Below are 12,200 nucleotides of genomic sequence, written 5' to 3' on the forward strand. Positions count from 1 at the left end.
CAGAACAAAAATTCTCTTATTTTCCTGATTTTTTACCGAAAAACCGTTTTCATGCTATAAGTTTTTAGTTCAGTTTGAAGCTGGTCTGTTTTTTGAACACGAAAGCCTGTTGCAGGAACCGTTTTCTTTTCATTCTCATAGCGTAGCACTACGGGAATATTGCCTGGGTACCGCTGCAAGATCTCTGCAATCTGCTTGTCATGACTAGCATCCGCTAATTGGATCCAAAAACGTTCCGCGCTAGCTTCTGCCGCTTCTGCTAAAATCATCTGCAACCGCCCATCTCTCTCCTGAATTTTTCCAGTCAGATAATAATAGCCTTTTTCTTGGATTTGCTTGGCAAAACGGCGGTAAACTTCAGGAAATAAAGTAACATCTAGCTTTTTCTTGGTATCCGTCACTTGCATAAAGGCCATATTTTCACCATTTTTGGTGCGAATAATCTTGATCGACTGGACCTCTACTAGAATGGTCGCCTTGCTATTTTCCGCCAACTCTTCAATCCAGACAAAAGGATGATGGGCTTTCTTAGCTAGACTGATGAGGGGATGGTCACTAAGACCAATCCCAATCAGGGCTTGCTCCTGCTCAAACTTTTCTGCAGCGGTAAAATCCTCAGCATCCATCCATGAATAGCTAGTATCAGCAAATAAACTGCCTAGCTCATCCGCAAAGACAAAAAGATTCGGTAGATTGAGTAAAATCTTCTGCCGATTGGGCTCAAAAACATCAAAGAGTCCCAATTGCACCAATGGGCTTAAAAGTGGCAACTTATGATAACTCTGCGGCAGACGTAAGATAAAATCTTCCACACTGCTGAAGGGATTCTTTTGACGCTCTTCTATGATCCAGAAAGCAAAATCTCTTGGCAAGCCCTTGATATTTTTCAGGCCAAGATAGATTTTTCGCTCCTGAAACTTATCTTTATAGGGAATGTTATGGATGGTCAAGGGAGCTAGCTCAAAGCCAAAGCCGAGTGCATCCGTTATATAATCCGAGCTAGAATAATTAAGCATGACATCAAAGAAGATGTCTGGATAATGAGCCTTGAAATAGGCCAACTGAAAAGCTAGAGCCGAATAAGCATAGGCATGACTACGGTTGAAGCCATAACCGGCAAATTTCTCCATGACTGCAAAAACTTCCTTAGCCTTAGTCTCTGAGTGCCCCAATTTAACAGCTCCCTTGACAAATTCTTCCTCCATTTTATGCATTTCAGCAGCATTTTTCTTACCCATCGCCCGCCGTAAAATATCGGCCTTTCCCAGGCTAAAACCACCAAAACGCTGGGCGACCTGCATGACCTGCTCTTGGTAAAGCATGATGCCATAAGTTGGAGCCAAGATATCCTCCAAGCTCGGATCAATCATCTCCACACGCTCGCGACCATGCTTGCGCTTGACAAAGTTATCAATATAATCACTAGCGCCGGGACGATTGAGAGAGGTGGTAGCCACTACTTCTTCAAACTGGACGGGTTGAACTCTTTTCAAAAGACTGATGGCACCTGCTTGTTCAAACTGGAAAATACCCTTGGTATTGCCTGCTGCAAAGAGACGCAGAGTTCCCTCGTCTTCCAAGTCAATACGAGCAATATCAATATCAACTCCGTATTTTTCTAGAGTTGCTTCTTTCATACGCTGGACAAAGGTTAGATTGCGCAAGCCCAGAAAGTCCATCTTAAGCAGTCCATTGCTTTCGACACCGTGGGCATCGTACTGGGTGAGATACATGTCCTCCCCGTATTTTAAGGGGATTTGATTGGTCAAATCATCGTCGCTCATGACGACACCAGCAGCATGGATTGAGGTCTGACGTGGATTGCCTTCGATTTTCTTAGCAATTTCAAAAGCCTTTTGGTATTCTAGCTTGCTATTGATAATCTGACGAAAGGCTATATTTCGCTCATAAGCAGTGGTCAAATTATCTCGAAAACCGATTTTTTTGGTGATATTGGTCAGCTCGTACTCTGGCAAACCAAAGCGCTTAAAAACATCTCGGATAGCCTGCTTGGCTCCAAAGGTTGAGTAGGTCACAATCTGAGCTGCATGCATACTACCGTAGCGATCTCGGACATAGCGGATAAATTCCGGTCGATACACATCGGGAATATCAATATCAATATCGGGCATGGTATAGCGTTCTAGGTTTAGGAAACGTTCAAACAGCAGGTTCTTTTCCACTGGGTCAATACCTGTAATTTCCAGAGCATAGGCCACCAGACTGCCAACTGCAGAACCACGCCCCATCCCCATATAATACCCTTGACTACGACCAAAGCGCAGCAAATCCCAGACGATGAGAAAATAATCATCAAAACCCATCTGATGAATGACATCAAGCTCCTGGTCCAGCCTTACTTGATAGGCTGTTCCTGCAAGCCCCCGCTTAGCCAATCCTGTCTCAGCTAACTCCCGCAGTTCCTCCACAGCAGGACGCTCAGGATTGAAGCGTGGAAGCTTCAAGTCGGTGTTGATTTCATAGTGAACATCAGCTATCAATCGCTCTAAGTTGGGCAAACTCTCTGGAAAGTTTTCAGCGAAAGCTTCCTCTAAAGATTCTGGCGCTAATAAAAATTCATGGCTTGACAGGTGACCAACCTCTCGCAAGCTGATATTGTCCCGAATCGCCCTCAACATTTGCAAGGTTTCCAAGTCTCCCTGCTCAAAGTAACGAACCGTATGCAAGGGTAGGACTGGCCTAGTCAATTCCTGCCTAGGCGTATCTGGAAAGACCCCAACATAAAAGTCCAAACCCAGATCTAGCTGATCCACACCTTCAAAGATTGGTACAATCAAAGCCAGCCCCTTAAAAAGATGTTGAAAGTCTTCCCAATTTTGACGATTCATCATTTTCAGAGTTGAAATCTTCATCAAATTGCGATAACCCTGACTATCCAGAGCCAAGAGTCTCAAATTGAGAGGATTTCCATCTTTATAAATTTCCATCTCTAGACCTAGCAAGGGCTGAAGTCCTGCCGCTTTTGCTTCCTCTAGAAAATGATAAGCACCATAAAGATTGTCCATATCCATCATACCCAGACTTTTGTAGCCCAAGTCCTTGGCCCGTTGAACATATTTTTTGATAGAGACTAAACTATCCATAAAGCTATAAACAGTCTTGGTATCTAGTTGTGTAATCACAAAATTCTCCTTGATACAGCTACGATAAATGATTCCTACTAGTAAAAAGAAGACAGAAAACAATATATTTCCACTTCTTTATTTTTACATTTTTTCTGAAAATCCATGCCAAATCTTGGCTAAATCCTGACCTCTTAATTCCTATCAGTTAAGCAGATTGGACAAGCAATGATTTTCAATATTCCTACTTCTATTATACCTAAATTTCTGCAAAGAAGAAACTCATAATCTCTTGTGTTCGATGACTGCAGTTAGCTAAAATAAAAAAGTGAGGCTGGGACAAAAGTCCTAGCCTCTCAATTGTCTTTGGATTGTCGAGCAAGACGCAGTGGTTGAGTGGGCTCTACTAGGCTGATTTCATCAGCTTTTACAGCCCTACTCAACTGTGCGGAGGTGGGACGACGAAATCGAATTCTAACGAATTACCGATTTCTGTCCCACTCTCATTCCTTATCCATTATCTTATTTACGAGTTGATTTACGCTCACTGATACTATGGGCTAGGAGAACTTCACGCTCTTCCAACTCTTCTTTATGCATAATTTTCGTCAGCATCCGCATACTGATTGCACCAATGTCATACAAAGGTTGCCCAATAGTAGACAGATTAGGGCGAGTAAAGCGAGCAATTTGCGAATCATCGCTGGTAATGATTTCGAAGTCTTCAGGAATATGAACACCTCGATCAGCCAAGCCATTGAGCAAACCTGCTGCCAACTCATCTCCAGTCACAAAGGCTGCTGTGGCTTTTGAAGCAATCAAGCGTTCAGCTAGATAGTAGCCGTCATCATAGCTATATTTAGACTCGAATACCAGGCCTTCGCTGTAAGAAATTTTCTGGCCTTTCAGAGCTTCTTTGTAGCCAGACAAGCGGATTTTACCATTGATATCATCCACCAAAGGCCCGCTGACAAAAGCAATTTTCTTATTGCGCTTAGCCAATAGTTCCACAGCATCAATCGTTGCTTGTTTGTAGTCAATATTAACACTTGGCAACTGATGCTCTACATCCACCGTACCCGCTAGAACTACTGGTGTCCGTGAACGTGAAAATTCTGAGCGAATCTTTTCTGTCAGATGATAGCCCATAAAAATAATACCGTCCACTTGCTTAGAGAAAAGCGTATTGACAACCGAAACTTCCTTGTCGTCATCTTCATCACTATTTGCTAGGACGATATTGTACTTATACATCTCGGCAATATCATCAATCCCTTTGGCTAGAGTAGAGAAGTAACTATTGGTAATATTTGGGATTACAACACCGACAGTGGTCGTCTTTTTACTGGCCAAACCGCGGGCAACAGCATTAGGACGATAGTCAAGGCGTTCAATCACTTCCAATACTTTTTTACGTGTATTTTCTTTTACATTTTTGTTTCCATTTACGACCCGGCTGACCGTCGCCATTGAAACTCCCGCTTCACGGGCGACATCATAAATGGTTACTGTGTCGTCTGTGTTCATATGGTTTCCTTTCTTTTATTGAAAATATCGTTTTCATTTTTCTACACTTATCATTGTATCACTAATTGTAAACACTTTCAAGTATTTTAGCGCGCAGATATGAAAACTTTCCTGACAGGAAACTTTTTTATCTTTTCTTTACATAAATCACAGAAAATGAGGCTCTTTATTCCAAAACGAGGCTTACTCAACAAAAAATCGGCTCAAAAGCCGATTTCTTGATTTATGTTGTTTGAAACTTCTTATGGATCAGCCAGAATTTCGGAGACCTGTTGCAATTCCGTTGATGGTAATGTGAATCAAGCGTTCTTGCTCTGGTGAAAGTTCTCCACGGCGCTGACGCTTGATCAACTCCAGCTGAATATAATTTAACACATTAAAGTAAGGCATCCGATAGTCCAAACTATCCTTGAGATAGGCATTTTCTGCCAAGAGCTCATCATGGCCTTCAATCGCCAAGATAACATCCTTGGTCAGCTGCCATTCATCTAGGATGATATTGAAAATATCCCGCACATCTTGATCTTCACAAAGTTGCGCATACTCAAAGGCGATATTCATATTGGACTTGGACAGGACCATATCAACATTTGACAAAAGGGACTGGAAGAATGGCCATCTCTTGTACATAAACTGTAGGAAGGCTAGATTCTTTTCAGGATCTTCATCAATAAATTCCTTGAAGCTGGAGCCGACACCATACCAACCAGGGAACATAACCCGACTTTGAGACCAAGAGAAGACCCAAGGAATGGCTCTTAGGCCACCGATTTCAGTGATGGTTTTACGGGCGGCTGGACGAGATCCGATATTAAAGCTAGAAATCGCCTTAATAGGACTAGACTCAAAGAAATAGTCGTAGAAACGTTCGTCACCAAAGACTAAATCGCGATAGATTTGGTAGCTTCGATTCACTACTCGATCCATGACTCTCTCGTACTCGTTAGTTGTATCACTGTCACTCTTCTTAGAGCTTATCATGCGGTTAATAGCAGCAGATACGAGCATTTCCAGATTATAGTAAGCAGCATCCTTGTTGCCGTATTTATTGCCAATGACCTCTCCCTGCTCTGTCAGGCGGATACGATCATTGATACTCCGCAATGGTTGTGAAGTGATTGCTTCATAGGTTGGACCACCGCCACGACCGACAGTTCCTCCACGACCATGGAAGAAAGTAATCTTGACGCCAAACTTGTCGCCAATGGCTGTCAGCTGTTGCTGAGCCTTGTAGAGAGTCCAGCAAGATGATAAGTAGCCACCGTCCTTGTTACTGTCTGAGTAGCCCAGCATGATTTCTTGGTAGTTGTTTTTAGAAGCAATCCATTTTTGAGCAATTGGCAGAGATAGATATTTCTCAATAGTATCGCAGGAGTTATCCAAGTCCTCAATCGTTTCAAATAGAGGGACAATCTGCACACGCGCACCTTCTTCATCGATCAAGCCGACTTCCTTGAGCATAATCGCCAACTCTAGCAAATCTGATACGCTAGTCGAATGGGAAATAATACTTTGCTTGATAACATCTTCGCCAATCGCATCCTTGAGCTGACGAGCCGTCTTGAAAATCTCCAATTCTTTTTGTAGAAGTTCAGACTTAGGTGCATGAGTTGCTGACAGGATTCGTGGATCCTCCAAAAGCTGCTTCAGGAGAACTTGGCACTTTTCTTCCTCTGGCAGGCTGCTGTAATCTTTTACGATATTAGCAGAAGCCAAGAGCTCCGCCACACAAGCCTCATGAACACTGGAATCCTGACGCATATCAATACTAGCCAAGAAGAAACCAAAAATGTCAACTGCTTGTAGCAATTCAGTGAGTTCTCCAGTCACCAGAGCTTGTCCATTATGCTCCAGCAATGAATCGCGGATGACAAGTAGATCATCCTTAAACTCTTGCGCATTTTTATAAGATGGGAGCTCTTCTTTGCGTAACTCATCTAAGCTATCACTGAGTCTAGACTGGATATAGTTTGGAATGATTTCCCTACCATTATGGCTGACTGAAGTAGCGACATTTGCATACAGGACTGCTTCCGCTTTGTCAGCCAAACGATGTCCTTCACTAGAGAAATTGCCTTCTTTCAGATAAAGTAAAGTCTGAATCAATTTGGACTGAATATAATGAAAGGCGCGGCGATAAGGTTCATTTTCTCTATACACAGACTTGTCGTTTGACAAGGCTGCCATCTTCGCTACAGCTTCGCTCGTTTTTGAAAGCTTGGTAGACAGAGAGAAATTACGGTAAAGTGTATAAACTTTGTCAATGTAATGATTCAGAATAACTTCGCTCTGCACCGTCGCAGACAATTTTAAGGTCTCAGCAGTTACAAATGGATTTCCATCGCGGTCGCCACCAATCCACATTCCCATGGTGATGGGCTTAGGATTTTCCAAGTGCAGTCCCTTCTCTTCCGCCAAGCGCTTATACTCCAGCATAAGATTTGTGATGGCCTGCAGAAAAGAACTGTTATAATATTCCATGACATTGGTGATTTCATTGGTCACCTTTAGTTTCTTTTCCCGAATCATATCGGTCTGCATCATCAGCTCAATATAGCGACGGAGATTGGCTAACCATTTCTTTTCATTCACCAGACCAGCTTTAACATCGCGATGCTGACGCAAAAGCGTGTGAATGTGATTTGTCAAATCCAGCATGGTCTTGCGCTGCACCTGAGTCGGATGGGCGGTCAAAACGGGGACAACATTCAGATTTTCCAAGATTTCTTGCGCATTTTCTCGTGTCGAAAGTAAATCAATAGTCGTTGAAAGCTTACCAAGATAGTCTTGATTGATATTGTTTTGGTGGTTAATCTCATAAGCCAAGTCAACATCTTCTGAGATATTGATGAGCAGGGGTAAAATAGAGAAGTAGCGTGAAATATAAACCATATCATCCGTAGACAGTTCTTCTACCACCGCTTTTAGCTCTTGGTATTTAGCATGAACTGCCAGTTCTTCAATCGTGGAGATTTTAGCAAAGGTGTCAGGGCTGAGAATATTTTGGGTAATATCTATCAGCAAGTCTGTTAAAATGCCAACCTCTTCCCGAATCACTTCTTTATTGCTATAATTTTCTAATTTTGTAAATGACATTAGTTACACCTTTCTATTGTTCAAGAGCCAACACATCAAAAGAGTTTTTAAGACTGTTCCACTTCTAATTCCTGATACATCGCATTGCGCCGCTCATTAGCATCAATGTTTAAAATAAAGGCAATGGCAACGGATAGGACCAATAAGCTGTTTCCTCCTTGGGACAAGAATGGGAAGGTTACACCTGTTGAAGGAATCAAACCTGAAATACCACCGATATTGACAAAGGTTTGCATCAAGATCATGCCACCAAGTCCCAAGGCCATCATTGAGTTGAATGGATCCTTAGCCCTTGTACCCACGAGAATAATCCGTAAAATCAAGAAAAACAAGAGAGCTAAAATCAAAGTAGCTCCAAAAAATCCGACTTCTTCAATGACAATTGAGAAAACAAAGTCAGTATGGGCTTCCGGTAGATAGCCACGTTTTTCGATGGAATTTCCCAAACCTAAACCAAACCAACCGCCATTGCTCATGGCATAGTAGGAGTTGGCCAACTGGTGACCTGAGCCAGACAAATCATCAAAAGGATTGAAAAAGGCACTAAAACGCTTTGCGACATATCCAAAAATAGGAATTTGCTCAACACGCTTGACACCTATCAGCCAAATACTTGCTAAAACTGCGGCCGACCCTCCTACAACAAGTCCAAGCATGGTCGAGAACCATCTGTAAGCAATTCCGCTGGTAGAAATTACAATCAAAACTGTCAAGAGCAAGATAGTCGCATTTCCCAAATCAGGCATGATAACCACCAGGCCTATCAAGAAAGCAACAATAACCCGCCAGTCAGTAAAAGCACGCGGAATAAACTGGTTGAAGGTGATTGCCTGATAATCATATATTTCAATTTGCTCTTGTTTTTTAGAAAACTGCAGAGCCAAATACCAGACCAAAATAATCTTCAGGTACTCTGCTGGCTGGGCACTGACTGGACCGATTTTGAGCCAGCCGTGTGCTCCGTTGATGGTTCCCGTGATAAAGCGCGAGAGCAGAAGCAGAATCGTTTCAACTACGATAACAGAAGTAATCACTCCTGGCCTCTTCAAAAAATCCAGCTTCATGCGGTAAATAATCCAAATCATCACCAAACTGAAGAGCCAAAAAGCCGCTTGAGTGACAACCATTTGAAAACTATTGAGCCCATTTGAGATGAGGATAGGACTCGTCGTAGAATAAACGACAATCAAGCCAATGCCAGATAATAGCATGTACGGAATCAGTATTGAATAATTCAATAAATGCTTTTTGTCAATTTTCATATTTCACCATTTAATTTCTAAAAATTCATCCTTCATTATATCACCTTTTGACTCGAAAAAAAAGCATTAGGATAGCTTCAAAAGATTTTTGCTCATTTATCGCCTCAAAAATTCTATTATTTCAAAATGATTTGTCTTGTATTGCAATCAGATTACATTTTCATATTTAGATGGAATTATGGCTAAATGCTTTGCTTTTCTATTTATTTTAAGTTACAATGAAACAGTATGAGAAAAAGGATTAAACCGCTTGCACTCTTGCTGTTTTTTGCTTGCTTTATTCTATATATTGTCATAAGCAAACACCAGCTTGATCTGCAAAATCGACAAGCCCAGACAAAAAAGGCCCAAGTCAGTCAGGTGACAACTAAGAAAAAAAAGGAGACGGTTCCTACTGTCGAACCTGAGGAAGAATTGCTTGCTAAACCCATTGTTGACCTTTCTGGTTGGCAATTGCCCAGCGAAATAGACTACGATACCTTATCAGAAAACATTTCTGGTGCCATCATTCGCGTACATAGTGGCGCACAAGCAAAAAAAGAAAATGTTGCTACCCATCTAAACGGACTTGACAAATCATTTGCTACCCATATCCAAGAGTTCCAAAAACGGGGAATTCCTGTAGCTGTCTATGCTTATATAGCCGCCGGCAGCATCAAAGAAATGGAAAAAGAGGCTGAGAGCTTCTACAAGGCATCTTCGAAATATAAGCCTACCTTCTACTGGCTTGATGTCGAAGAAAAGACCATGAACGACATGAACGCAGGAGTTGAGGCCTTTCGTGCCAAACTTGAAAGTCTTGGAGCTCAGAATATTGGTATCTACATTGGTACCTACTTCATGGAAGAGCATAGTATCTCGACTGAGAAATTTACTGCCGTTTGGATTCCAACTTATGGTTATAATGACGGCTACTATAACGCTGCTCCAAATACTGAACAGCCCTATGACCTACATCAATATACCTCAGAAGGTAAATTGGAAGGTTTCCCACATAACCTAGACCTCAATCAGCTCTCTCCTGTACAAGATAAAAAAGAGACCTATAAAAAATTATTTTCAACACCAAACTAAAGTAGAAGCAAGATGACTGTTAGGAAATCTTGCTTCTTTTTTCTCTATCCAAGATATTTTTCTTGCTTTTTTCAGAAAAGTATGTCGCTTTATGGTACAATAGTTTAATGAAAAAGACTTGTAGGGAGATATTATAATATTATGATTTCATGGATTGCTAGGATGTTAAAAGGAATGATTATCGCACTTGGCTTCATCCTACCTGGTGTGTCTGGCGGTGTATTGGCCGCGATTTTGGGGATTTATGAGCGAATGATTCGCTTTTTAGCCCATATCAAAGAAAATTTTGTTGAGAATGTTCTCTACTTCACTCCTGTAGCTATTGGGATGGTTTTAGGGATTGCGGCCTTCTCCTATCCAGTCAATCTCTTGCTGGATAATTACAAGGTTATCGTTCTCTGGGGCTTTGCCGGAGCTATCATCGGTACCATTCCCAGCTTGATTAAAGAATCCGTCAAGGAATCCGACAGAGATCGAGCCGACACTGTTACCTTCTGGCTTAGTTTCATCTTGTCAGGGATCTTTCTTTACTCGCTGAATGGAATGGTAGGAACACTGCCAGCTAATTTCCTGTCCTTTGTTTTAGCGGGTGCTCTTATCGCTTTAGGAATCTTGATTCCGGGACTCAGCCCTTCAAATCTTCTATTGATTTTAGGGCTCTATACTCCCATGCTGACAGGATTTAAACGCCTGGACTTATTTGGCACTTTCCTGCCAATCGGCATCGGTGGCGCTCTGGCTCTGATTCTCTTTTCAAAAGCTATGGATCACATTTTGAAACATTATCATTCCCGCGTTTACCATTTTATCATTGGTATTGTATTGTCTAGCACCTTGCTCATTGTTCTCCCTCAAAGTGGCAACAGTGAAAGCATTAGTTATGCAGGAGTATCCATTTTCACACTCGTTCTTGCTGCCTTTTTCTTTGGACTAGGCATTTGGCTAGGAATTTGGATGTCCCAATTAGAAGAGAAATATAAATAATGGCAAAAAAGACAAAACTCAAAAAAACACTGGTCGAGCAAATTTTGAACAAGGCAAAAATTGAGCACCAAGGCTTGCAAATTAATGCTTTGGATGATAACCTAACTGAAGAATTTGACCGCTCACTCATTTATAAAACACTGGCTTTAAACGGGGATAAAACAGGAACAGTCATTGGCATTCTCCCCATCACCGAACATCTGTCGGAAAAGAAATTAGCAAAAATTTCAGGAAATAAAAAAGTCAGTATGATTCCGCAAAAAGATTTAGAAAAAACGACTGGTTACATCCACGGCGCCAATAATCCTGTCGGGATTCGCCAAAAGCACTCCTTCCCAATTTTCATTGACCAAACGGCTCTAAGTCGCGAAAGCATCATTGTTTCTGCTGGTGAGGTCGGCCGTAGTATCCAGATCAAGGCTCAGGACTTGGCTGACTTTGTCCAAGCGCAGTTCGCAGACTTAAAAGAAGACTAAGTTCTTAGCTTCAAAAAGGAAAAAGGAGCTTGATATGAAATTGTATTTTATCCGACATGGAAAAACCGAATGGAATCTCGAAATGCGTTTCCAAGGAGCAAGCGGAGATTCTCCACTACTTGAAACCTCTATTGACGAGCTCAAGCGCTTGGGTAAACATTTGTCAAACGTTAAATTCGATAAAATCTACTCTAGCGATTTGCCGCGCGCTTGCCATTCTGCAGAGATTATCCAAAGTGAAAACCAGCATCAAACCGACATTGTTTCGACTCCTGAACTAAGAGAGTGGTCTCTTGGCCATCTAGAAGGTAGGGAAATTGCTAAGGCTAAAGCTGCGTATCCTCAGCAGATGTGGGCCTTCCGCCACGATCTATCCCAGTTTGACCACCAACTATTTGGAGCAGAATCCGTCGAGCAAACTACCCAGCGGACAATTTCCTTCGTCAAGTCTCTCAAAGGGAAAGATTTTCAAAATATCTTGATTGTCGGGCATGGTGCCAACCTAACCGCTAGCATTCGTCGCCTGCTCGGTTACGAAACATCTTTGCTCCGTAAGGACGGAGGCTTAGCCAATGCTAGCCTCACCATTTTGGAAACAGACAATTTTGACTCTTTCAAGTTACTTGCTTGGAACAACCTAGATTACATGCGAACAGATGAAACTGCGAATCTTTAAACATCGCAGTTTTTCTATTTTT

General features: G+C 41.9%; 8 protein-coding genes. 4 read left to right on the forward strand and 4 right to left on the reverse strand.

All coding sequences use genetic code 11. From position 1 onward, the window contains the following. Positions 1–32: 32 nt before the first annotated feature. The 4 genes from I872_RS06890 to ftsW form a co-directional block, all read right to left on the reverse strand. Positions 33–3,143: a DNA polymerase III subunit alpha gene (locus I872_RS06890; RefSeq protein WP_015605419.1), complete on the reverse strand. Its 3,111-nt coding sequence runs from the start codon at positions 3,141–3,143 to the stop codon at positions 33–35. A gap of 462 nt (positions 3,144–3,605) precedes the next feature. Next, positions 3,606–4,610: a catabolite control protein A gene (gene ccpA, locus I872_RS06895; RefSeq protein WP_015605420.1), complete on the reverse strand. Its 1,005-nt coding sequence runs from the start codon at positions 4,608–4,610 to the stop codon at positions 3,606–3,608. Positions 4,611–4,859: 249 nt separating this feature from the next. Further along, positions 4,860–7,706 (reverse strand): phosphoenolpyruvate carboxylase, encoded by a 2,847-nt coding sequence (ppc, locus tag I872_RS06900; protein ID WP_015605421.1) that lies wholly within the window; start codon positions 7,704–7,706, stop codon positions 4,860–4,862. Positions 7,707–7,753: 47 nt separating this feature from the next. Continuing rightward, entirely contained in the window at positions 7,754–8,968 is a 1,215-nt protein-coding gene (gene ftsW / locus I872_RS06905; protein ID WP_015605422.1) for a cell division peptidoglycan polymerase FtsW, read from the reverse strand. A gap of 228 nt (positions 8,969–9,196) precedes the next feature. On the opposite strand from ftsW, the gene I872_RS06910 reads away from it, so the two are divergent. The 4 genes from I872_RS06910 to I872_RS06925 all read left to right on the forward strand — a co-directional run bounded on the left by I872_RS06910 (position 9,197) and on the right by I872_RS06925 (position 12,178). Continuing rightward, complete coding sequence (locus tag I872_RS06910) at positions 9,197–10,042, forward strand: glycoside hydrolase family 25 protein (protein ID WP_015605423.1); 846 nt, start codon at positions 9,197–9,199, stop codon at positions 10,040–10,042. Positions 10,043–10,183: 141 nt separating this feature from the next. Beyond that, complete coding sequence (locus tag I872_RS06915; RefSeq protein WP_015605424.1) at positions 10,184–11,026, forward strand: DUF368 domain-containing protein; 843 nt, start codon at positions 10,184–10,186, stop codon at positions 11,024–11,026. Then, positions 11,026–11,502 (forward strand): aminoacyl-tRNA deacylase, encoded by a 477-nt coding sequence (locus tag I872_RS06920; protein ID WP_015605425.1) that lies wholly within the window; start codon positions 11,026–11,028, stop codon positions 11,500–11,502. The genes I872_RS06915 and I872_RS06920 overlap by 1 nt, the downstream gene beginning before the upstream one ends. 34 nt (positions 11,503–11,536) lie before the next feature. Then, positions 11,537–12,178, forward strand: coding sequence for a histidine phosphatase family protein (locus I872_RS06925; RefSeq protein ID WP_015605426.1), 642 nt, complete (start codon positions 11,537–11,539; stop codon positions 12,176–12,178). Positions 12,179–12,200 lie beyond the last annotated feature (22 nt).

It is taken from the genome of Streptococcus cristatus AS 1.3089 (assembly GCF_000385925.1).
GTDB classification, from domain to species: Bacteria; Bacillota; Bacilli; order Lactobacillales; family Streptococcaceae; genus Streptococcus; species Streptococcus cristatus_B.

Excerpts from the sequence above, each read along its gene's own strand:
- ftsW (WP_015605422.1), bottom strand. The coding sequence starts at position 8,968 with ATGAAAATTGACAAAAAGCATTTATTGAATTATTCAATACTGATTCCG.
- I872_RS06915 (WP_015605424.1), top strand. The coding sequence starts at position 10,184 with ATGATTTCATGGATTGCTAGGATGTTAAAAGGAATGATTATCGCACTT.
- ccpA (WP_015605420.1), bottom strand. The coding sequence starts at position 4,610 with ATGAACACAGACGACACAGTAACCATTTATGATGTCGCCCGTGAAGCG.
- ppc (WP_015605421.1), bottom strand. The coding sequence starts at position 7,706 with ATGTCATTTACAAAATTAGAAAATTATAGCAATAAAGAAGTGATTCGG.
- I872_RS06910 (WP_015605423.1), top strand. The coding sequence starts at position 9,197 with ATGAGAAAAAGGATTAAACCGCTTGCACTCTTGCTGTTTTTTGCTTGC.
- I872_RS06920 (WP_015605425.1), top strand. The coding sequence starts at position 11,026 with ATGGCAAAAAAGACAAAACTCAAAAAAACACTGGTCGAGCAAATTTTG.
- I872_RS06925 (WP_015605426.1), top strand. The coding sequence starts at position 11,537 with ATGAAATTGTATTTTATCCGACATGGAAAAACCGAATGGAATCTCGAA.